Annotated in this window: 17 protein-coding genes and 1 pseudogene; 7 read left to right on the top strand and 11 right to left on the bottom strand. The window is 65.6% G+C overall.

Features of this window, described 5'->3' with window-relative positions; genetic code table 11:
• Window positions 1–391 precede the first annotated feature (391 nt).
• Window positions 392–4,804 (bottom strand): annotated as a pseudogene (locus tag WEB52_04715) (DNA-directed RNA polymerase subunit beta').
• Window positions 4,797–8,513 (bottom strand): DNA-directed RNA polymerase subunit beta, encoded by a 3,717-nt coding sequence (locus WEB52_04710; GenBank protein MEX2225736.1) that lies wholly within the window; start codon window positions 8,511–8,513, stop codon window positions 4,797–4,799. The pseudogene WEB52_04715 and the gene WEB52_04710 overlap by 8 nt, the downstream one beginning before the upstream one ends.
• 417 nt (window positions 8,514–8,930) lie before the next feature.
• On the opposite strand from WEB52_04710, the gene WEB52_04705 reads away from it, so the two are divergent.
• On the top strand, window positions 8,931–9,212 hold the full coding sequence (locus WEB52_04705) for a hypothetical protein (GenBank protein ID MEX2225735.1): 282 nt from the start codon (window positions 8,931–8,933) through the stop codon (window positions 9,210–9,212).
• Between the two features lie 182 nt (window positions 9,213–9,394).
• The gene (locus WEB52_04700) at window positions 9,395–9,658 is read left to right on the top strand and encodes a hypothetical protein (GenBank protein ID MEX2225734.1); all 264 of its coding nucleotides are present in this window, start codon (window positions 9,395–9,397) and stop codon (window positions 9,656–9,658) included.
• A gap of 19 nt (window positions 9,659–9,677) precedes the next feature.
• Here the strand turns inward: WEB52_04700 and sppA are convergent, their stop codons facing one another.
• The gene (gene sppA / locus WEB52_04695) at window positions 9,678–10,484 is read right to left on the bottom strand and encodes a signal peptide peptidase SppA (GenBank protein ID MEX2225733.1); all 807 of its coding nucleotides are present in this window, start codon (window positions 10,482–10,484) and stop codon (window positions 9,678–9,680) included.
• A gap of 183 nt (window positions 10,485–10,667) precedes the next feature.
• Window positions 10,668–11,051 carry a type II toxin-antitoxin system VapC family toxin gene (locus tag WEB52_04690; protein ID MEX2225732.1) on the bottom strand — a complete coding sequence of 128 codons (384 nt, stop codon included), beginning with the start codon at window positions 11,049–11,051 and terminating at the stop codon, window positions 10,668–10,670.
• A 345-nt stretch (window positions 11,052–11,396) separates the two neighbouring features.
• Here WEB52_04690 and WEB52_04685 point away from each other — a divergent pair, with 345 nt between their 5' ends.
• The 4 genes from WEB52_04685 to WEB52_04670 all read left to right on the top strand — a co-directional run bounded on the left by WEB52_04685 (window position 11,397) and on the right by WEB52_04670 (window position 15,088).
• Entirely contained in the window at window positions 11,397–12,560 is a 1,164-nt protein-coding gene (locus WEB52_04685; protein MEX2225731.1) for a VIT1/CCC1 transporter family protein, read from the top strand.
• Between the two features lie 326 nt (window positions 12,561–12,886).
• The gene (locus WEB52_04680; GenBank protein ID MEX2225730.1) at window positions 12,887–13,903 is read left to right on the top strand and encodes an aspartate-semialdehyde dehydrogenase; all 1,017 of its coding nucleotides are present in this window, start codon (window positions 12,887–12,889) and stop codon (window positions 13,901–13,903) included.
• Between the two features lie 61 nt (window positions 13,904–13,964).
• On the top strand, window positions 13,965–14,861 hold the full coding sequence (gene dapA / locus WEB52_04675) for a 4-hydroxy-tetrahydrodipicolinate synthase (protein ID MEX2225729.1): 897 nt from the start codon (window positions 13,965–13,967) through the stop codon (window positions 14,859–14,861).
• Window positions 14,862–14,899: 38 nt separating this feature from the next.
• Window positions 14,900–15,088 (top strand): hypothetical protein, encoded by a 189-nt coding sequence (locus WEB52_04670; GenBank protein MEX2225728.1) that lies wholly within the window; start codon window positions 14,900–14,902, stop codon window positions 15,086–15,088.
• Between the two features lie 10 nt (window positions 15,089–15,098).
• Here WEB52_04670 and WEB52_04665 read toward each other — a convergent pair whose 3' ends face one another.
• On the bottom strand, window positions 15,099–16,457 hold the full coding sequence (locus WEB52_04665; protein MEX2225727.1) for an MFS transporter: 1,359 nt from the start codon (window positions 16,455–16,457) through the stop codon (window positions 15,099–15,101).
• Between the two features lie 77 nt (window positions 16,458–16,534).
• Here WEB52_04665 and tsaD point away from each other — a divergent pair, with 77 nt between their 5' ends.
• Entirely contained in the window at window positions 16,535–17,545 is a 1,011-nt protein-coding gene (tsaD, locus tag WEB52_04660) for a tRNA (adenosine(37)-N6)-threonylcarbamoyltransferase complex transferase subunit TsaD (protein MEX2225726.1), read from the top strand.
• Here the strand turns inward: tsaD and WEB52_04655 are convergent.
• The 6 genes from WEB52_04655 to WEB52_04630 form a co-directional block, all read right to left on the bottom strand.
• Entirely contained in the window at window positions 17,542–17,781 is a 240-nt protein-coding gene (locus WEB52_04655) for a hypothetical protein (GenBank protein MEX2225725.1), read from the bottom strand. The two genes, tsaD and WEB52_04655, sit on opposite strands and share 4 nt — an antisense overlap.
• Complete coding sequence (locus WEB52_04650; GenBank protein MEX2225724.1) at window positions 17,778–18,188, bottom strand: hypothetical protein; 411 nt, start codon at window positions 18,186–18,188, stop codon at window positions 17,778–17,780. Before WEB52_04650 ends, WEB52_04655 begins: the two co-directional genes overlap by 4 nt.
• Before the next feature lie 154 nt (window positions 18,189–18,342).
• The gene (gene aroB, locus WEB52_04645) at window positions 18,343–19,422 is read right to left on the bottom strand and encodes a 3-dehydroquinate synthase (GenBank protein MEX2225723.1); all 1,080 of its coding nucleotides are present in this window, start codon (window positions 19,420–19,422) and stop codon (window positions 18,343–18,345) included.
• Entirely contained in the window at window positions 19,419–19,964 is a 546-nt protein-coding gene (locus WEB52_04640; GenBank protein ID MEX2225722.1) for a shikimate kinase, read from the bottom strand. Before WEB52_04640 ends, aroB begins: the two co-directional genes overlap by 4 nt.
• 192 nt (window positions 19,965–20,156) lie before the next feature.
• Window positions 20,157–21,326 carry a chorismate synthase gene (gene aroC / locus WEB52_04635; GenBank protein MEX2225721.1) on the bottom strand — a complete coding sequence of 390 codons (1,170 nt, stop codon included), beginning with the start codon at window positions 21,324–21,326 and terminating at the stop codon, window positions 20,157–20,159.
• Window positions 21,327–22,019: a hypothetical protein gene (locus WEB52_04630; GenBank protein MEX2225720.1), complete on the bottom strand. Its 693-nt coding sequence runs from the start codon at window positions 22,017–22,019 to the stop codon at window positions 21,327–21,329.
• Window positions 22,020–22,034: the final 15 nt, after the last annotated feature.

Raw genomic sequence — 22,034 nt, 5'->3', positions numbered from 1 at the left:
CGATAGACAGATAAAGCAAAGGACGGGGCCGCGCGGCCCCGTCCTCGTTTAGCACTTGCAGTGCGGTCTACTCGTCCGGCTCAGCGACGAACCCCTTCGGGATCTCCGGCGCCGCCGGTGCGCTGTCCTCGATCTCGAGCACTTCGTCGGCGGCATGATCGGCGAGCAGGTCTTCGGGCGTTGGCTCGGCGACTTCGGCCACCGGCGCGTCTTCGTCGTCGTCCGCCGGCTCTGCCGTGCCTTCTTCCTCCGGCTCGTCGAGCACGAGCGCGCCGAGCAAGCCGCGGACTTCGTCGTCCTCGCCGAAGAGGTCGTCGCCCTCTTCCAGTTCGAGCACCTCCGGGAGCGGGATCTCCTTGACCGGCGGCGGCGGCAGGTCGATCGTCGCCCGCGCCGGAATGAGCTTCCCGATGATCACGTTCTCCTTCAGGCCGAGCAGGTGGTCCTTCTGGCCGCTGATCGCCGCCTCCGTGAGGACGCGCGTCGTCTCCTGGAACGATGCCGCCGCCAGGAATGAGTTCGTGCTCAGCGAGGCCTTCGTCACGCCCAGCAGTACCGGCACCGCCGTCGCCGGCTCGCCGCCTTCCGCCAGCACGCGCGCGTTGATCTCCTCGTACTCGAAGCGGTCGATGATGTCGTTGGGCAACAACGCCGTATCGGCCGGCGCATCGACCCGCACCTTCCGCAGCATCTGCCGCACGATCACCTCGATGTGCTTGTCGTTAATCACCACACCCTGCGACCGGTAGACCTTCTGCACTTCTTCCACCAGGTAGAGCTGGACGGCTTCCGGCCCCATGATCCGGAGGATCTCCTGCGGATTCAGCGAGCCTTCCGTGAGCTGCTGGCCAGCGTGTACCGGGTCGCCATTGTCGACGCGCAGCCGCGCCGCCGCCGGCACCGGGTACTCGCGCTCTTCCCGCTCTTCGTAGACGATCGAGACCTTCTTGCCCGTCACCTGGACGCGGCCGCCGATGCGCGCAACGACGTCGCCTTCCAGGACCTCGGGCAATTCCTCGACCTTCTTCTTCGATCGCGACTTGGCCTTCGGCTTCTTCTCCGGCTCCTCTTCCGCTTTCTTCTTCTTCTTCTTTTCACCCGACGGCAACTCCGCCAGCCGCGCAAGGATCGTCCCCTGCTCGATGATGTCGTCCTTCTTGACGAGCATCTTCGCGCCCGCGGGGATCTCGTACTCGTCGCTGTACAGTTCCGTGTTCTTCACGCGGATGCGCCGGGCGTCGCCTTCGCGGACGACCTCCGCCGAGCCGTCGATCTCGCTGATCAGCGCCTGGCCCTTCGGCACTCGTGCCTCGAACAGCTCCTCGACACGCGGAAGACCGCTCGTGATGTCCATGCCGCTCGCCACACCACCGGTGTGGAACGTGCGCATCGTGAGCTGTGTCCCCGGCTCGCCGATCGACTGCGCCGCGACGATACCCACGGCCTCGCCGACGTTCACGACACGCCCGCGCGCCGGACTGCGCCCGTAGCACTGCTGGCAGATGCCGCGCTTCGACTGGCAGGTCAGCGCCGAGCGCACGTACACGCGCTCCAGCCCCAACTCGTCGATCCGCGCCGCCTTGAGGTCGTCGATCTCCTGGTTGAACGCGACCAGGATCTCCTCCGGCTTCTCCGGATCTTCGAGGTCCATCGCCGAGTAGCGTCCGACGATGCGTTCGCTGAACGACTCCAGCACGCCGGCATCCGGCTGGTCGAGCCAGACGCCCATGCGCGTGCCGCAGTCTTCTTGGAGGATGATCACATCCTGCGCCACGTCGATCAGGCGCCGCGTCAGGTACCCGGAATCCGCCGTACGGAGCGCCGTGTCGGCGAGGCCCTTGCGAGCGCCGTGCGTCGAGATGAAGTACTCGAGCACCGTCAGCCCCTCGCGGAAGCTCGACCGAATCGGCAGGTCGATGATGCGTCCGGACGGGTCCGTCATCAGTCCGCGCATGCCGGCCATCTGGGTGATCTGGCTGATGTTACCCTTCGCACCCGAGATCGCCATCATGTAGACCGAGCCGTAGTGGTCCAACTGGTCCTGGATCGTCTTCTTGACTTCCTCCGTCGTGCGGCTCCACACCTCCACCGTCGCGTCGTAACGCTCCTGGTCGGTGATCAGCCCCATCTCGTACTCGTCTTCGATCTCGCGGATCGACTGCTCCGCCTTCTCGATCAGACCCGCCTTCTCGGCGGGCACGCGCAGGTCGTTCACGGCGATCGTGATGCCCGACTGCGTCGCGTACTCGAAGCCGATGCGCTTGATGTTGTCGACGACTTGCGCCGTGTCCTCGTTGCCGAGCACGTCGTAGCAGCGAGCCACGACCGTCTTGAGCATCTTGCGGTCCATCTTCTCGTTGATGTAATCGATATCGCCGCTGACCGACGAACCAACGCCGCCCGGCAGGATCTCGTTGAAGATCAGCCGGCCCACCGTCGTGTCCAGCATCGCCGTGCGTGCGCGTCCGCCCGGCGCGGGCTCCGCGACCGCGACCGACGACTCGTACGAGAACGTCGTCTCGGAGGCGCCGTCGTAGCTCGGCTCCGGCAGCGCCGGGAACGCCTCGCTCGGCGCTCGCTTGGGCAGGCGCGGCTTCTCGAACGGGACGCGCACGCGGATCCGCGCGTGCAGGTCGACGATGCCGAGATCATGCGCCAGTCGCGCTTCCTCCGGGCTGCCGTACACCCCCTCGGGCGGCGAGCCGTTGCTCCCTGCCTTGTAGGCGCCGCGCCCGTTTGGCTTGTCGACTGTCAGGTAATAGCAGCCCAGCACCATGTCGAGCGTCGGTGCGATGATCGGCTCACCCGACCCCGGCGAAAGCAGGTTGTGCGTCGAAAGCATGATCTGCCGCGCTTCCGCCACCGCCTCGCGCGACAGCGGCACGTGTACGGCCATCTGGTCGCCGTCGAAGTCCGCGTTGAAGGCGGTGCAGACGAGCGGGTGGATCTGGATCGCGCTGCCTTCGATGAGCACGGGCTCGAACGCCTGGATGCCCAGCCGGTGCAGCGTCGGTGCGCGGTTGAGCAACACCGGGCGCGTCCGGATCACCTCGTCCAGCACGTCCCAGACCTCGGGACGTGCTCGCTCGACGAGCCGCTTCGCGTTCTTGATGTTGTGCGAAAGCCCCTTGGCCACCAGCGCGTGCATCACGAACGGCTTGAACAGCTCGAGCGCCATTCGCTTCGGCAGCCCGCACTGGTGCAATTCCAGCTCCGGGCCGACGACGATCACCGAGCGTCCCGAATAGTCGACGCGCTTGCCGAGCAGATTCTGGCGGAACCGCCCCTGCTTCCCCTTGAGCATGTCGCTCAGGCTCTTCAGCTTGTGGTTCCCCGACCCCGCCACGGCCCTGCCCCGCCGCCCGTTATCGATCAACGAGTCGACGGCTTCCTGCAGCATCCGCTTCTCGTTGCGGATGATGATCTCCGGCGCGCCCAGCTCCAGCAGCCGCTTCAGGCGGTTGTTGCGGTTGATCACGCGGCGGTACAGGTCATTGAGGTCGCTCGTCGCGAAGCGTCCGCCATCGAGCTGGACCATCGGCCGCAGCTCCGGCGGCATCACCGGCAGTACCGTGAACACCATCCACTCCGGCCGGTTGCCGGACTTGCGGAGCGACTCGATCACCTTCAGGCGCTTGGTCGCCTTCTTGCGCCGCTGGCCCGACGTCGAGTGGATCTCCGACTGCATCTTCTCGCGCAGCCGCTCCAGATCCACGCGCTCGAGGATCTTCAGGATCGCCTCGGCGCCCATGCCCGCCTCGATCACGTTGCCGTGACGTTCGACGATCTCGCGGAATTGCGACTCCGGCAGCAGGATCATCGAGTCGTTGTCGACCGGGTCGACGAGCTTCTCCAACTCATCGATCCGCCCCTGGAACTCCGCGTAGACGGCTTGGCGCTCGCCGCCGACCTTCTCCTGGTTCGGCTTGAGTTCCTCGAGGATCTTCGAGCGCTTCTGGTCGAGCGCCGCATCCAGCATGAGCGTCGCGTCTTCGCGCTTCTTCTTGTAGTCCGCTTCGAGCGCCGCCACGCGCTCCTTCGCGACCTTCGTCAGCCCGCTGATGATGCCCTTTTCGATCACCGTGCCGCGCTCGACGACGAGCGCGTCGCCGATGCGGTAGCCCTTGCGAGCGGACTTGCCGATGTTCTCCTTCAGATCAGCTTCGACCTCGACGGCCTGCTGCATGATCGCGTCGGCCGCTTCCTGGCGATCGTCTTCGATCTGCTCCAGCTTGTTCTTCTTGTCGTCGGCGATCTGCTTCTCGGCCGCAGCCTGTTCTTCCTGGAGCTCCTCGATGCGGTCCGCGAACTGCTTCTCGCGGCGCGTCGCCTCGCGGTCCATCTCTTCTTTCAGGTGCTCGAGCGCGCGCTTCTTGGCATTCTCATCGACCGATGTGACGATGAACTGCGCGAAGTACAGCACACGCTCCAGCGAGCGCGGCGATACGTCGAGCAGCAGCCCGAGCCGGCTCGGCGTCCCCTTCACAAACCAGATGTGGCTGACCGGCGACGCAAGCTCAATGTGCCCCATGCGCTCGCGGCGCACCTTCGAGCGCGCCACCTCGACGCCGCACTTGTCGCAGACGATGCCCTTGTAGCGCACGCGCTTGTACTTGCCGCAGTAGCACTCAAAGTCCTTCGTCGGACCGAAGATCTTCTCGCAAAACAGGCCGTCCTTCTCCGGCTTGAGCGTGCGGTAGTTGATCGTCTCCGGCTTGGTTACCTCTCCGTACGACCACGACCGGATCTGCTCCGGCGACGCCAGCGAAATGCGGACGGCGTTGAAGTCGTTTACCTCAAGCACTGATTCTTTCCTCACCTTCGAAGCCGGAGAGGTTGATGCCCAGCTCGGGCACGCCCTCCCCCTCTTCCACGAACTCCACGGACTCTTCGTCTTCGTTCAACACTTCCACGGAGAGGCCAAGGCTCTGCAGCTCCTTCACGAGCACCTTGAACGATTCCGGCACCCCCGGCTCCAGCACGTCCTCGCCCTTGACGATCGCTTCGTACGCCTTCACGCGCCCGACGATGTCATCGGACTTCACGGTCAGCAGTTCCTGCAGGATGTGCGCCGCGCCGTACGCTTCCAGCGCCCACACTTCCATCTCGCCGAAGCGCTGGCCGCCGAACTGCGCCTTGCCACCCAGCGGCTGCTGCGTGATCAGCGAGTACGGCCCCGTGCTGCGGGCGTGGATCTTGTCCTCGACGAGGTGGACGAGCTTCAGCATGTAGATGTAGCCCACCGTCACCGGCTGGTCGAACGGCTCGCCGGTGCGGCCATCGAGCACCGCCTGCTTGCCCCACGTCGGCGGCGCGAGGCCCTGGAACGCCGCTTCGCTCACCTTCTCTTCGATCTTCTCCGGCGCCATGCCCTTGACGCGCTTCGCGCCGACGACCGTCTCCAACCACACTTCGAGGCAGGCCTGCTTGGCCACCCCCGCGCGCGTCGGATCGAGCACCTCGCGGCTGTCGTAGCCGCGGGCCGACAGCCATGCGTCGAGCTTCTCCATGTCGAGCTTCTCGTACGGCGACACGCCGTCGCCGCTGCCGTTGGTGGCGCGGTACAACGCGTCGGCCTGCTGTGCGAGCCATGCCCGCGCCAGTTCGTCTTCGATCAGCCGGTCGCTGGCGCCATCGAACACCGGCGTCACGGCGCGGAAACCAAGTTGGTTCGCCGCCCAGCCCAGGTGCGTCTCCAGCACCTGCCCGACGTTCATCCGGCTCGGCACGCCGATCGGATTCAGGATGATGTCGACGGGCGTCCCGTCCGCGAGGTACGGCATGTCTTCGACGGGCAGGATGCGCGCCACGACGCCCTTGTTGCCGTGACGGCCCGCCATCTTGTCGCCTTCGGACACCTTGCGTCGCTGCGCGATCGAAACGCGCACCAGTTCGTTGACGCCCGCCGGCAGTTCGTCGTGCGTGTCACGGCGGAACACCTTCACGTCGATGACTTTGCCGCGCTCGCCGTGCGGCACCCGCAGCGACGTGTCCTTCACCTCGCGCGCCTTCTCGCCGAAGATCGCGCGCAGCAGCTTCTCTTCCGCCGTCAGTTCGGTCTCGCCCTTCGGCGTGATCTTCCCGACCAGGATGTCGCCCGAATTCACCTCCGCGCCGACGCGGATGATGCCGTCCTCGTCAAGGTCGCGCAGCGACTCCTCACCGACGTTCGGGATGTCGCGCGTGATCTCTTCCGGCCCGAGCTTCGTGTCGCGCGACTCCACCTCGTGCTTCTCGATGTGGATCGAGGTGAACTTGTCGTCGCGCACGAGCGCCTCCGACAAGATGATCGCGTCTTCGAAGTTGTAGCCCTGCCAGCTCATGAACGCGCAGAGCACGCTCTGCCCCAGCGCCAATTCGCCCTTGCTGGTCGATGAGCTGTCCGCGAGCGGCGTCCCGCGCCATACGCGGTCGCCGGTCTTCACCGTCGGGCGCTGGTTGATGCACGTGCCCTGGTTGGAGCGCACGAACTTGAGCAGCGGGTACTCCGTGATCTCCGGCTCGCCTTCGTACTGCACGCGGATCATCTTCGAGTCCGCCTGCAAGACCATGCCTTCGTTCTCCGCGATGATCACCTGGCCGGAGTCCTGCGCCGCCTGCGCCTCCACGCCCGTCATCACGATCGGCGTCTCGGGCCGTACCAGCGGCACCGCCTGGCGTTGCATGTTCGATCCCATCAGCGCGCGCGGCGCGTCGTTGTGCTCGAGGAACGGGATCAGCGACGTCGCGACGCTCAGGATCTGCTTCGGAGACACGTCCATCCACTCGACGCGGTTCGGCGGCTCCATGATGAACCGCTCGCCCACCCGCGCCTCGATGCGGTCCTCGATGAAGTGATTGTTCTCGTCGAGAATCGCGTTCGCCTGCGCGATGACGTAGCGGTCCTCTTCGTCCGCCGCCAGGTATTCGATCTGCGTGCTGACGAACGGCCGCACCTTCACGGGCTTGTTGCCCTTGCGCGAAAGCTTCTTCGCCGCCGCATCGTCGATCTGCGTGCCCGCGTCGCCGACGCCATCGACGTCTTCAGCGAGGTAGCGTCCGACCCACTCCGCGGAGTCCGCCGGCAACTCGCCCACGACGCGCCGGTACGGCGTCTCGATGAAGCCGTACGGGTTTACGATGCCGTACGTCGCCAGCGACCCGATCAGGCCGATGTTCGGGCCTTCCGGCGTCTCGATCGGACAGATGCGCCCGTAGTGGCTGAAGTGCACGTCACGCACGTCGAAACCGGCGCGGTCGCGCGAAAGACCGCCCGGGCCCAACGCCGAGAGACGCCGCTTGTGCGTCAACTCCGCCAGCGGGTTCGTCTGGTCCATGAACTGCGAAAGCTGCGACCCGCCGAAGAACTCCTTCATCGACGCGACGACCGGGCGGATGTTGATCAGCGCGCTCGGCGTCGCCTGGTCCGGGTCGATGATCGTCATGCGCTCGCGCACGACGCGCTCCATGCGCAGCAGCCCGATCCGGAACTGGTTCTGGATCAACTCACCGACAGCCCGCACGCGGCGGTTGCCCAGGTGGTCGATGTCGTCCGGGTGGCCGACGCCGTTGTTCAATTGCAACTGCGTGCGGATGATCGTCTCGAGGTCGCGCGGCTGCAGGACGCGGATCTTTTGCTCCGTGTCCAACTGCAGCCGGCGGTTCAGCTTGTAGCGGCCGACGCGGCCCAGGTCGTAGCGCCGGGGATTGAAGAACAACGAGTTCAGCAGCCCGCGCGCGTTCTCCAGCGTCGGCGGGTCGCCCGGGCGCAGCCGCCGGTAGAAGTCCAGCAGCGCTTCCTGCTTGCTCGACGACGCCTCCTTGTCGAGCGTCGTGCGGATGTACTGGTGCTCTTCGTTCGTGTCGATGTCAGCGAACTTCGCGAGGATGCGTTCGTCGGTGCCAAGCTCGCTGTCCGACAGCCCTTCTTGCTGGTCGATCGCGCGCAGCAGCGTCGTCACCGGGATCTTCCGCTTGCGGTCGACCTTGACCGACATGACGTCCTTGTTGCTCGTCTCGAACTCCAGCCAGGCGCCGCGGTTCGGGATCAGCTTGCCGTAGCAGAGCTGCCGGCCCGTCGTCGGGTCGGTCTCCTGTGTGAAGTACACGCCCGGCGAGCGCACGAGCTGCGACACCACGACGCGCTCCGCGCCGTTGATCACGAAGGTGCCGTTGGGCGTCATCAGCGGGAAGTCGCCCATGAAGAGTTCCTGCTCCTTGACCTCCCCGGTCTCTTTGACCTCCAACTCCACCCAGACCTTGAGCGGGGCGGAGTACGTCATGTCGCGTTCGCGGCAATCCAGCTCGGTGTGCTTGGGGTCACCGAACGAGTAGTCGCGGAAGCGCAGCTTCATGCGCGTGCCCGTGAAGTCTTCGATCGGGGAGATCTCGTCCAGAAGCTCGCGAAGGCCTTCCTTCCTGAACCACTCGAACGACGAGAGTTGAATGTGAATCAGGTGCGGGATGTCCAGTACGTGAGCGATCTTCGCATAGGATTTCTTGCTCTCCGGAACCAACGATCGAGTACTGACCATGTCTGTAGAGACAGTCATTCGGGCGGCGCTCCTGACAATGCGTTACGAACCGTGATCTCCTGGTGACAGAAATAGTCCCTCGAAAAGGGACACATGGGGATGATTGGGCAAGGGGGTTCTGTCTAGCCTCTAGTGAGTATACAAATGGGATCGAGGGGATGTCAACCAGCGGATGCTACCCAATCCGCTACCCCAATTGCAAGCCCCCCGGGTCACATTCCGTCAATTTAATCTGTCACCTTCCCGTCGGTATTCAGCCTGGGATCTCCGCACAACGTGTCGGAGGCGCCCACTTGGGCCATCGCCGGACGAAATCGAGGGTCAGTTTTCGGACATGCGTATACGATGCAACGCCCCCCGCGAGCCGCGTCCGACTATAATAGCTAGCCTGACCGCTAGACGTAGGAAGGTGAACCGTTGGCCGCACAGTTCCACCCGGAGAGGCTGCCGAAGGGCTTCGATGAACGGCGCGTGCGAAACCTCATAGCCGAGGGGCGCGCCTACTCCGACCACCTAGCGCGCGAACGCTCGCGCCTGATTGAGCAACATGAAGGGCAGTGGGTCGCATCATACAAGGGCCAGTTTCTTTTCGAAGATTCGATGAAGGACGTCCTCGCGGCGGCGAAGCAATCCGGCTGGCCTCTGGATGTGATCGCTATCGATCATCTCACTAGGAGACGCGCGATAGTCCTCCTCTAGTGATCAGAGGATTCTTCAGTTCCACACACCTTGGAAAGAACGATCCCGCTCCGACACAGGTGCCGCTCCTCGACGCGTTTCTCTACGTGCCCTCAATTGACAGCTACGCGAGGCTCCAGTTCCTGGTTGATACTGGCGCCGATGTCTCTGTGCTCCACCCTCAGGATTCGCTCAGGCTGGCCGTGAGTGAGTCGCAGTGGCGTACGGTCCGCAGCTTCCATGCCGAACGCCTGGGCGGCGCCGGGGCCGGACACTCGTACTTTGCGGTGCCTGCCGTGCTCTTTCTGTCGCACGATGATGACGAGACGTGGGCGCGAGAGATCGTCATTTGGATAGCCGACTCCGAGAGCGGGACCGAGCATGAGTCACTCTTGGGGCGCGACATCCTGGAGCATTTCAGGCTCACCTTCGTGCAGCCCACCGAGCTCACACTGGACCCGCGGTAGCCTGCAGGCGGAGCTGACCCTATCCCCGATAATCAATCCAGCGTGACATAAGACGAGACTCCAGCGCCCACGCCACCCCGTCCACCAGCCCCGTCGAGACGTTGTTCAGCAGCCGGTCCCGCAGCCCCCGGTGCGGCTTCATGAAGGTCACCTTGCGCTCGGCGAGCTTCGCGAGCTGCTGTGCGAGGTCGATCGCCGTATCCAGGTCGCCCAGCTCGTCGATGAGCCCGCTGTCCTTCGCCTGGCCGGCCGTAAACAGCTCGCCCGTCGCAAGCTCGCGCACGCGCTCCGCCGGCATCGCCCGCGCCTCCGACACGATTTCGACGAAGCGGTTGTAGAACGCGTCGAGCAGCGCCTGCTCCTTGCCGCGCTCCTCGTCCGTCGGCTCGCGGAACGCCGAGAACATGTCCTTCAGCCGCCCTGCCTTCGTCACCTCGACCCGAACGCCGATCTTGTCGAGCATCTCGTACAGCATCGGCCGCATCGAGATCACGCCGATCGACCCGATGAGCGCCATCGGCACCGCGACGATCTTCGTCGCGCCCGCCGCCACCATGTAGGCGCCGGAAGCGCCCGTGCCGCGCACGAAGGCGATCACCGGCTTCTTCCGCGCGATCTTCGCGACGGCCCGGTACAGGTACTCCGACGGCCCGGCGCTGCCGCCCGGCGAGTCGATGTCGATCACCACGGCGCGGATCCGCGCGTTCTCTTCGATCGCGCGAAACATGCGGATGTACTCCGTCGTCCGCGCCGGCGATCCGATCGCCCCGAACAGTTCGGTCACCGCGATGCGGTCGGGGTTGAGATTGAGCACAGCTTGCAGCATGAGGTCCTCTCGGAAGTCAGGGACGATGTGAGGGCGTGCTTCGAGTGTATGGAGGCGCGAAGTGCGGGTCAATCGAGGTGCGTGCGAGGACGTGATTCAGAGCGCGGTGAATAGGCTCTTCATCGAAGGCACAACCACCTCAGGCGGCTCAGGCCGGCCTGTCGCGAAGCCGTTTGACTGCAGTCAGTACGGAACTTTGAGCCCCGGGAACATCGGGAAGTGCTTCACGTTGCGCGTCATGAACCCTGCGTGAAGGTGCTCCACCGTCGCGGCGATCACGTAATCGACGGGGTCGACGCCAGGGTGGCTCCTCGCGTACTGGTTGGCGAGAGCCCCCGCACGCTCAGCGAGCGCATCATCTACGACGACCCAATGCAGAACATCGAACAAACGGCGTGTCGGTCGCTCCTCGCCTGCTCGCATTCCTGCGAGCACTTCGACTTTGGTGAGGACCGATGCCACTAGAGAATCGCCAGCTTCAATGGCGGTACGAAGCGCCTCTATCGCCTTCCTATCGTCACGCAAGCAGTCGATAAGGACGGACGTATCGACGACGATAGCAGTCAACGAGCGAGTCGTCTTGCCATGCCGCGCCGCAGGTCATCGACATAGCTCGCTCCATCAAACGGGCGATCAGTCCATGCACCGGCGCTCTCATCGAGTGCGCGCAATGCATCCTCGCGCGGTGTTGCGCCGTGACTACGGTCCAGCGCTCGCCTGATCAACTCGGCGAGACCAAGTCCTGTCCGCTTCGACTCACGGACGAGTCGGGCGTATTGATCGTCGGTGAGCGTAATCTGCGTCCTGTGACTCATGATGTAAGCTTACATCACCATCGGCCGACAGTCCACCTGCCTATTTCCGGGCCGAACGCCTTGGACGGTGGGAGCATGACCCGCCTATGATGCCCGTATGACCACCACCGAACCGGGGCCGCCCGCCCCCACCGCCGCTGACATCAAGCGCTTCCGCGACAACTTCCAGGGCGAGATCGACGGCGTCGAGCTGTATCGGCGGCTCGCGCGCGCCGAGAAGGACCCCGAGCGGGCGCAGATCTTCCTCGATCTGGCGGAGACCGAGAAGACGCACGTCGAGCACTGGCGCCAGAGGCTCCGCGACGCCGGCTTCGACCCCGGCGACGACCTGCGCCCGAGCATGCGCGTCCGCATCCTTGGCTTTCTCGCCGACCGGCTCGGCCCGCGCGCCGTCCTGCCGATGGTGTCGGCGATGGAGTCGAGCGGCTACGACAACTACATGGCGCAGGCCGAAGCCGGGCCGCCGCTCGCGCGGGCCGAACGCGCCCATGCACGCACGCTCTCCGCGCTGTCTTCCGCCAACGCGCCGCTCGCCGCTACCGACGATGTGTCGAGCATCGCGGCAGGTGAGCGCTGGCACCGCGTCGACTCCGGCGGCACGCTGCGGGCGGCGATCTTCGGCGTCAACGACGGGCTTGTCTCGAACCTCAGCCTCGTCATAGGCGTCGCCGGCGCCGACCCGGACGGGCGCTTCATCATCCTCGCGGGCGTCGCCGGCCTGCTCGCAGGCGCGTTTTCGATGGGGGCCGGCGAGTTCGTCTCGGTGACGTCGCAGCGCGAGCTGTTTGAACGCCAGATCGAGCTTGAGCGCGAAGAACTGGAGTCCGACCCGGAGTCGGAGCGTCGCGAACTGGCGCTGATCTACCGCGCGAAGGGAATCGCCCAACCGGAAGCCGAAGCGCTCGCGACGCGCATCATCTCCGACCGCGGCGTCGCGCTGGAGACGCTTGCCCGCGAGGAACTCGGCCTCAACCCCGACGAGCTTGGCTCGCCGTACCGCGTCGCCTTCAGCTCGTTCACGGCGTTCGCCTCGGGCGCGATCATCCCCGTGGTGCCGTTCCTCTTCGGTTCCGGCTGGTTGAACTTCGGGCTGGCGGTGGCGTTCAGCGGCATCGCCCTGTTCGCGATCGGCGCCGGCGTGTCGCTCTTCACGGGCCGCAGCGCGATCTACAGCGGCCTTCGCCAGCTCGCGATCGGCGCCATCGCGGCGGCAGTGACGTATACGATCGGCCGCATGATTGGGGTCGGCAGCACCGGCTGACATCGCGCGCCGTGTGCGGGATCCGCACGGGTGACATGCCCAGGGCCGTTGGCCGCGGATCGCGGGCATATGATGGGGCATGACCGTACCCGCGCCCCATCCGTCGGACGCCTCGCCGCCGCGCCGAGATCAACATTTGGAGGCCACAATCAAAACGACACAATCAAGATTGGCTTAGATCGAATCCAGATAGCCGCAAAGTGAAAAATCCAAAACGAAAACAATCAAGTGGATCGGACACGCGGCCGACGGTGTTTGGTTCCGGCCAAGCCGAGCGGGTACTCTGACGCATCACATAACACCCCGAAGCGGAGAGCATCGAAGCCATGTCGAAGCGCTACAACGTCGCCGTCGTCGGTGCCACGGGCATCGTCGGGGCGGAGTTCCTCAAGATCGCAGCGGAGCGCGCCTTCCCCCTGAAGTCGCTCAAGCTCCTCGCGACCGAGCGCTCGGCGGGTAAGCGCATCCCGTTTGGCGAAGGTGAGATCGTCGTCGAGGCGACCAACGCCGATTCGTTCAAGGGCGCCGACTTCGTCTTCGTATCGGCCTCCAGCGCCGCCTCGAAGGAGTACTGTCCGGCGGCCCGCGACGCCGGCGCCATCGCGATCGACGATTCGAGCGTCTGGCGGCAGGACCCCGGAGTGCCGCTCGTCGTGCCCGAAGTCAACGCCGACGACGTCATGGACCATCACGGGATCCTCGCGATCCCCAACTGCTCGACGACGCCGCTCGTGATGTGCCTCTGGCCGCTGCACAAGGTCAACCGCGTGAAGCGCGTCATCGCCGACACCTACCAGTCCGTAGCGGGCACCGGCACGTCGGCGGTCGGCGAGTTGGACCAGCAGTCACGCGCCTGGGCGTCGGGCGGCGAGATGCGCCACGACGTGTATCCGCACCAGATAGCATTCAACGTGCTGCCGCACATCGACAACTTCATGGACAGCGGCTACACGAAAGAAGAATGGAAGATGATGGCGGAGACCCGGAAGATCATGCACGAGCCTGATCTTGCGCTGTCCGCGACCTGCGTGCGCGTGCCGGTCTTCATCAGTCATTCCGTCGCTGCGCATGTGGAGTTCGACCGGCCGATATCCCCGCAGGAAGTGCGGGACCTGCTGCGCGATGCGCCGGGCGTGGTCGTCCAGGACGATCCATCGAACGCCGTCTATCCGACGCCGATCGATGCGGCGGGCAAGGACGCCGTGTACGTGGGCCGTATTCGGCAGGACGCATCGAACCCGAACGGCATCGCGATGTGGATTTCGACGGACAACCTGCGGAAGGGCGCCGCTCTCAACGCGATCCAGATCGCCGAAACGATGATCGAGCGCGGGCTGGTGTAACGCCGCGCTCGCCCGCAGGTCTTTCGCGTCGACCGGGATGTCGATGCGAGAGGAGACAATCATGATCGAACCCGGTCGTCTCATCACCGCCATGGTGACGCCGTTCACCGCGGACGGCGCTGTCGACTACGCGCAGGCGCGGCGGCTTGCCGTCGCGCTCATCGATTCAGGCAGCGAGTCGATCGTGGTCTGCGGCACGACGGGGGAGGCGCCCACGCTCAAGCCGCCAGAGAAGCTTCGCCTCTTCACCGAGGTGAAGGAGGCGCTGGGCGACCGCGCCGCGGTGATCGCCGGCTCAGGCGACAACTGCACCGAGGACAGCATCGACCTGAGCCTTGAGGCGCAGCGCACCGGCGTCGATGCGCTGCTGCTCACCGTGCCGTACTACAACAAGCCCTCGCAGGAGGGGATGTACCGCCACTTCGCAGCCATCGCCGAAGCGGTCGAGCTGCCGTGCATCTTCTACAACATCCCCGGACGCACGAGCGTGAACATGACCGCAGACACGCAGGCCCGCGTCTCTCGCATCGCCAACATCGCCGGCGTCAAGGAGTCCAGCGGCGACATGGCGCAGATCGCGCGCATCGTCGAAGACGCGGCGCCGGGCTTCCGCATCTGGTCCGGCAACGACGAAGACACGTTCGGCATCATGACGCTCGGCGGCTACGGCGTGATCAGCGTCGCGTCGCACCTGGTGGGCCGGCAGCTTGCAACGATGGTGCGCCATCTCGTCGATGGCCGTACCGACGAAGCCGCGACGATCCACCGGCGGTTGCTGCCGTTGCTCGATGCGCTCTTCTGCCAGACGAACCCGATCCCGCTGAAGCACGCGCTCAACAGCATTGGCTTCAGCGTCGGTGGCTACCGGCTACCAATGTGCGAGCCAGACGAAGCTTCCGCCGCCCGCATCGAAGCGGAGTTGCGCCGCCACACGATCGACCTGCCGCTGCCTGTTTAGACTTCGTGTAATCTCTCGCGTTTGGGATCGGAGTCCCAATGGAGCCTCACCAGATCAAGATCGTCATCGAAAAGCACCCTGACGGTCACGTGGGATACCCGTTGGGCGTGAACGGCGTCGTCATCGGGCAGGGTGATACGTTTGACGAAGCCCTCGCGTACACGAAGTCGGCACTCAAGTGCCATCTCCAGGAGTTCGGCAAGGAAGAGCTTGAAGACGGGCGGTGAACCTTAGGGTTCACGTCACGTGCGGCAGCGCGACGTCCGGCTCTGCTGCGTCCAGCGGCCACGTCGGCGCCGGTAACCGCATCACGCCGCGTGCCGGCGACAGGAGCAGCGCCGCGCCCGCACCGATCGTCAGCACGGCGCCGATGGTCAGCGCCGTACGCAACCCGAGCCACTCGCCGATGAGCCCGCCGAGCAGCAGCCCGGTGAGCGTGAGCCCCAGCTCGAGCATGCGCATGAACGCGTTGACGCGGCCGAGCATGTGCTCCGGCGTGATCGATTGCCGCGTCGTCGTGTCGCTGACCTGGTAGACGGTGAACATGCCATCGCCGAACACCTGCTGCGCAATGAGCAGCGATGCGGCGGCGAGCCCGGCGCCATGTGCCATGGGAATGAACAGCATCGATACGCCCATGCCGGCGAGCCCCGCGACCATCGATGGTCCGACGCCCCACCGTCGCGCGCTTCGTTCCGCGAGCAACGCGCCGGCCAACGCGCTGATCCCGCCGATGCCGAAGATCACGCCCAGCACGCCGGGGTTAAAGCCGAGTCCGCGCGTGACGAAAAGCATGTACACGGCGCCGAACATGCCCAGGCCGAGCGACCAGCAGACCGTCGCGCCGGTAAGCCCGCGCAGGATGCGATCGCGCCACACCGTGCGCAGCCCCTCGAGCGCTTCTTCCCGCACCGACGGCTGCACCTCCGGCGCGGCGCGATGCGGTTCATCGCGCTGGATCGCGTTCAGCGATAGGGCCGACAGCACGAACGTCACCGCGTCGACGAGCAGCGCCGCGGGGCCGCTGAAGATCTGCACCAACCAGCCCGCGACGCTGAACGCACTGAACTCCGCCACGCTCTCCGAAGCGGTGAGCTTCGCGTTGCCGTCCATCAATTCCTGGCGCGGGACGATCGACGGCAGGTACGTGCGATACGCGACGTCGAAGAACATGGTCAGCACGCCAGTCGAGAGCGCGACGGCGTAGAGGTGCTCCATGTGCAGCTCATCGAGCCAGTGCGCGACGGGCACCGTAAGCAGAAGCGCGAAGCGGCCGATATCGGCGGCGATCATGACGGGGCGGCGGGGCAGGCGATCGACCCAGACACCCGCGTGCAGCCCGACGAGGACGCCGGGCAACACGCTGCACATCGTCAGGAACGCAACTTCAAGGGCGGAAGCATCGAGCAGCAAGATCGCCGTGAACGGGATCGCCGTGCGTGTGATGAGGGAGCCGAAGACGGAGACCGTCTGCGCAGCCCAGAGCCGCACGAAGTCGGGATTTCGCCAGAGGCCGTCGAACCTGCTCACAGGTTGAATGCGCGGCTCGACACCGCGGCGCACCTGCGGGGCGACGAAGTTCGGGCCGAGGTCCAACGACCGCACATGATCATCGCGCGGCATTGTAGCCGCGATGTGGGCGCGCCGCGCCGTCGCGTGCTTCAATGTCGCCCATGGGGCAGCTCATCCTCGGCATCGAAACTTCTTGTGACGAGACGGCGGCGGCCGTTGTGGAGGATGGCCGTCACCTGCGGTCCAACGTCATCGCATCCCAGTTCCACCTGCACGCGGAGTACGGCGGCGTCGTGCCAGAAGTCGCATCGCGCCACCACCTGGAAGTGATCTTGCAGGTGGTCGACGCTGCACTTGCGGAGGCAGGCGCCGGGTGGCGCGACCTTTCGGCCGTCGCTGTGACGGCCGGGCCCGGCCTTTCGGGCGCGCTGCTCGTCGGCGTCAACACCGCAAAGGCGCTCGCGTGGGCGCACGACTTGCCACTGCTTGCCGTCAATCATCTCGAGGCGCACCTGTACGCGAACTGGATCGAGGTCGACGGGCGCGAGTACGCGGAACCAACGCTTCCGGCGGTCGGGCTGATCGTGTCGGGCGGTCACACCGATCTTGTGCTGATGCGCGGCCACGGCGACTACCTGCGTCTCGGGCGCACGCGCGATGATGCTGCCGGCGAGGCGTTCGACAAGGTGGGGCGCCTGCTCGGGCTCGGTTTTCCAGGCGGCCCGGCGATCGAACGGACGGCACGCGCATCGGAGCGGACGAGCACGTTGCGCTTTCCGCGCGCGTGGCTGAAGGGCAGCGACGACTTCAGCTTCAGCGGCCTCAAGACCGCGGTGCTTCATGTTGTCCGGGGCGAACGCGGTGAACCGCCATCGGTACCAGAGATCGCGTCGGCGTTTCAGGAGTCGGTGGTTGACGTGCTGTCGAAGAAAGCGGCACAAGCGGCGACACGCGAAGGCGCGCGAAGCCTGCTGTTGTCAGGCGGCGTCGCCGCGAACGGCCCGCTGCGCGATGCACTCATCGCGCGGTCGCCGGTGCCGGTCTTCGCGCCGCCGCCCGTACTTTGCACGGACAACGGGGCTATGATCGCGGCATGCGCGCACTTCCGCGGTGAGGCGCTGCGGGCGGGACTCGATCTCGACCCCGATCCGGGGATGCGATTCGCGAGTTAGCTGTCGTCGTCCACGGCGCTGTCCGCCGATAGGTCGCGGTCGATCTGGTCGAAGTCCTGCTCTCGTTCCTGTTGCTCAACCGCCTGCCGCCCCATGCCGCGCCGATCACGATCGTTGACGCCGGTGGAATCGGTGTTGCGTAGTTCGCGGTCCATCTTGCTGCCCGGATCCGCTCGATCTTTATCGACAGCGCCGGTGGACCGGTCGTGCGGGCGCCGCCCGTGATGATCGCTCATCCATCCTCCTCGTCGCCCAACATGTCCTCTTCGGTCGCCTGCTGTTGGAGCCGGCGGTGTAGGCCCTCGCCGCCGAGCGTGCCGCTCTCGTCGTTCGCTTCGAGCGCTTCTTCGTCTTCGAGCGAGCCGCTCATGCCGCCGGTGCCGCCCGAGACGACTTCGCCGCCACGATCGATCTGGCCAGTCTGCAGCAGATCGTCGTCGGAGGGTACGTGCTCATCGACCGCGTCGAGTTCTGCGCCGGCCGGTCCAGGCTTTTCGGGCTGGCCCTTCGTGATGACGCGATCGGCCGGCATGTGGGGAGAAGCCTCATCGTACGGCGATGGGCCGTCGCGTTCGATGTCTTCCTTCTCTCGCCTGTGCAGATCCGATGTGCGTTCAACGTCGCGTTCCCGTTCGTCTGCCACGTCGCGCTCCTTTCTGCTCTGCATGCAGTCTAGGAACGGGCGGATAACGAAACGCTCGCCTTCACGAGCGTGCGAAGGTTGCGAGGCTGCGAAGATGCAGGGAGCGTTGGCGCAGCGTCGCGGTGGATCACACCAGGCCCGTCGCGTAGGAGTGCTAGATAAGAATCTCCTGGACCGCGCTTCGCACCACGTCAGCAGGTACGTCCGCCCGCAGGATCGGCCGGCCGAAGTCTTCGAGCAGCACCCAGCGCACTGTTTTCGATGCGACCTTCTTGTCGAGCGCTGTCGCAGCGATGACGGCATCGACATCGACGCCCGGCATGCGCACGGGCAGTTCGAAACGCTCGAAGAGACGTGCCTGACGCTGCCCGACGTGCGCCGGCGTGATGCCGAGGCGCCGTCCGATCTCGGCGGCGGCCATCATGCCGACGCTAATCGCTTCGCCGTGCAGCACGCGCGCGTACCCCGTCACCACCTCGATGGCGTGACCGAGGGTGTGGCCGTAGTTGAGCATGGTGCGACGGCTGCTCTCGCGCTCGTCCTCGGACACAACGCTTCCCTTCAGTGCGGCGTTCCGCGCGACGACGTTGGTGATCAGTTCGGGCTCGAGAGCGAGCAGACGGTCGGCGCCCTGCTCCAGCACGTCGAGCATCGGCGGGTCCATGATCAGCCCGTGCTTGATCACCTCAGCGAAGCCCTCTCGCAGCATCCTGGGAGGTAGCGACGCCAGCAGGCTCGTGTCCTGCACGGCCAGGCGGGGCGGGTAGAACGCACCGATCAGATTCTTGCCGCGCGGGTGATCGACTCCCACCTTGCCGCCGATCGATGCATCGACCATCGCCAGCAGCGATGTGGGGGCTTGCACGAACGGCACGCCACGCAGATAGGTCGCCGCCACGAAGCCGGCGAGGTCACCGACGACGCCTCCGCCCAGCGCCACGATCGTCGATCCGCGCTCTGCCCGCCGCTCGATAAGCCAGTCGTACATCTCACGCGCGGTTTCGAGGCTCTTGCTTGCTTCGCCGGCCTTGAACGCCGAGATGTCCGCATCGAAGCCAGCGCCGCGCAGCGACGCGAGCGCTCGCTCGCCGAACAACGGCGCCACGCAATCGTCGGATATGACGAACGCCGAGCCTGCAAGCCCGGCGTCGCGCATGAGGGCGCCGAGATCATCCAGCGCTCCCCAGCGACAGTGGACCGCGTAGCGCCCGGCAGTTGCCGTCACCTCGATCACGGGGCGCTACCGGGTACCGCCGCTTGCTCGCGGAACGCCAGCAGGATCTGATGCGTGATCTGATCGGGTGACATGTCATCGGTCTGGACGATGAAGTCCGCCTGACGGTAAAGCGCCTCGCGCTCGGCTTTCAAGGATGAGATCTTCCCAACCGGGTCATCACCCTTGAGCAGCGGCCGTTCCGATACGTGCGCATCCGACGTAAGCAGCCGATCGGCGATCGTCTGGACGCGCGCGTCCAGACATACGACGAATCCTCGCCTGTGCATCGCTTCGCGGTTCACGTCGGAAGTGACCGCACCGCCGCCGGTCGCGACGACGACGTTGGACATCTCGGCGACGCGCTCAATGGTCTTCTCCTCGAGCGCGCGGAATGCGCCCTCTCCGCCCCTGGCGAAGATCGCCCGCACGCCTTCCCCCGCTTCCTGCTCAATGAGAGCATCGATGTCGACGCGATCCCACTCGAGGGCGGCGGCAAGAGGCCGCGACACGCGCGACTTGCCCGTACCCATGAATCCAATGAGCCAGACCTGATCTTTCATGCTCTAAGAGTACAAGGTCGGAGATGGTCAGGCGTCCGGCTGTCGAGGCCGATGACTAACGGCAACCGAGAGCGCCATCCACCGAGGACAACGCGTCGTAAGCACCAGAGCCCGCGTTACGTCGGGTAGGCGTTCCCGGCGCAGGTGACGGCCCCGAACCCGTCGCGTGCGAACCGTCGCGCCGGCTGATTCTCACTCGCGCAGGTCACGCGGTCCGGTCGTCTCCTGGTACGTGCGGAAGTTGCGCAGTGTTTCGCGCATGTTGTCGCCGCCGAATTTCTCGAGCGCGGCGCCTGCGAGCACGATGGCGCACATCGCCTCCACGATGACGCCCGCGGCCGGCACGACGCATACATCGCTGCGTTCGTAATGCGCTGCGATCTCCTCTCCTGTGCGGAGGTCGGCGGAAGGCAGCGAGCGGGGCAGGGTGGCGATTGGCTTGAGCGCGATCCGCACTACGATGTCCTGGCCGTCGGTGATGCCGCCCTCGGTACCGCCGGCGTTGTTGGTTTCCCGCTCCCACATGCCCGAGGTCCAGCGTTCGCGCGGCAGTATCACGTCGTGCACGTTGGAGCCTGTCAGACGCGTGAGTCCGAATCCGCCGCCGATCTCGACTCCCTTGACGCTGTGGATGCTCATGAGCGCCTGCGCAAGACGGCCATCGACCTTGCGATCCCACTGGATGTGACTGCCGAGTCCGATCGGTACGCCAGTGACGCGGCCTTCGACGACGCCGCCGAGCGTGTCGCCGGCGTTGCGGGCATCATCAATCGCCGCGACCATGCGCTCGGCGGCGGCCGCGTCGGCGCAGCGTACGGGCGACTCTTCGACCGCGGCCCAATCAATATCCTCGGGCACGTCGGCCGAGACGGTGCCAATCTGCACGGTGTGGCTGTAGAACCGGAAACCAAACTCCTCGAGGAAGCGCTTGCAGACGCCGCCCACCGCGACGCGCGCGGCCGTCTCGCGAGCGCTCGCGCGCTCGAGGATCGGACGGACGTCGTCGAAGTCGTACTTGACCGTACCGGCGAGGTCGGCGTGTCCGGGCCGCAGCCGCGTAACCTTCTCGATCTCCTTGTCGATCGCCTCAATCGCCATGGCGTCGGTCCAGTTCGCCCAGTCGCGGTTCTGCACGAAGAGCGCGATCGGGCTGCCCAGCGTCTCGCCGTGCCGGACGCCCGCCATGATCTCCGCGCGGTCCTGCTCGATCCGCTGGCGGCGGCCGCGACCGTAGCCTCCCTGTCGCCGTTTCAAGTCGACAGCGATGAAGTCTTCCGACAGCGCGAGGCCGGCCGGGATGCCTTCGATCACGGTCGTCAGGCCCTTGCCGTGAGACTCACCTGAAGTCAGAAAGCGCAGCACTCAGTCCTCGACCTTGCTGTCGCCGGGCTCATAAAACGCCGACGGAATGCCGTTCGTCCGTGGCTTGTCCGGCTGGATGGGAAGCGGGTTGCCCCGATCATCGAGAGCGTACCGCCCGCCGAACGCTCGCACGACCTCTTCCGCATCCATGCTGTCCCATTCGAGTTCCGCGGCAACGCTGCGTTCCGCGAGTGTCGAGAGAATGCACTGCTGGGAAGATCCGTGCTCGTCGCGGAAGGTGCTGTAAATGTCGATCTGGACGTACGGCAGCATCACGTTGGGGATATCGTAGAACGCCATGTCGGCGAGCTGGGCGGTGAGCTTCATGCCTTCACGCAAGGCGCTGCTCACCTGGCGCCGTTCGCCGCTGGCGAGGGCGTATTGACCTTCGGCCGAGGCGCTGAGCCGGAAGCTGTCGGGCGTCACCTCGAGCAGTTCCGCACCCTGCACGCCGTGCCAGACCGAAGGCTCCATGCCCTTCGGCATGCGAGCCGCCTTCCATCGCGCCACCTCGTCTCCGACGAGCGTCTGAATCGCGTCGACGTCGCCCTCGTCGACGCGCTGACGCCAGGCGAGTTGCACGCGCGTCCCCTGGACGACGACGTACCCGATGACCAGGAACAACAGGAGCACGAGGATACTGCCAAACGCGAGACCCCAGTCCGAGACGGCGAGCACGACCGGCAGATTCATGCGTCCATTATGCCC

This window comes from Dehalococcoidia bacterium, assembly GCA_040902535.1.
GTDB lineage: Bacteria > Chloroflexota > Dehalococcoidia > DSTF01 > JACRBR01 > JBBDXD01.
The sequence above is the reverse complement of the archived record's forward strand: the minus strand, read 5'-3'. Positions and strand labels throughout refer to the sequence as shown.

Bases quoted from the DNA above. Each gene is read 5' to 3' on its own strand.
- WEB52_04710 (MEX2225736.1), bottom strand. From the start codon at position 8,513: ATGGTCAGTACTCGATCGTTGGTTCCGGAGAGCAAGAAATCCTATGCG.
- sppA (MEX2225733.1), bottom strand. From the start codon at position 10,484: ATGCTGCAAGCTGTGCTCAATCTCAACCCCGACCGCATCGCGGTGACC.
- WEB52_04685 (MEX2225731.1), top strand. From the start codon at position 11,397: ATGACCACCACCGAACCGGGGCCGCCCGCCCCCACCGCCGCTGACATC.
- WEB52_04680 (MEX2225730.1), top strand. From the start codon at position 12,887: ATGTCGAAGCGCTACAACGTCGCCGTCGTCGGTGCCACGGGCATCGTC.
- dapA (MEX2225729.1), top strand. From the start codon at position 13,965: ATGATCGAACCCGGTCGTCTCATCACCGCCATGGTGACGCCGTTCACC.
- WEB52_04670 (MEX2225728.1), top strand. From the start codon at position 14,900: ATGGAGCCTCACCAGATCAAGATCGTCATCGAAAAGCACCCTGACGGT.
- tsaD (MEX2225726.1), top strand. From the start codon at position 16,535: ATGGGGCAGCTCATCCTCGGCATCGAAACTTCTTGTGACGAGACGGCG.
- WEB52_04655 (MEX2225725.1), bottom strand. From the start codon at position 17,781: ATGAGCGATCATCACGGGCGGCGCCCGCACGACCGGTCCACCGGCGCT.
- WEB52_04640 (MEX2225722.1), bottom strand. From the start codon at position 19,964: ATGAAAGATCAGGTCTGGCTCATTGGATTCATGGGTACGGGCAAGTCG.
- WEB52_04630 (MEX2225720.1), bottom strand. From the start codon at position 22,019: ATGAATCTGCCGGTCGTGCTCGCCGTCTCGGACTGGGGTCTCGCGTTT.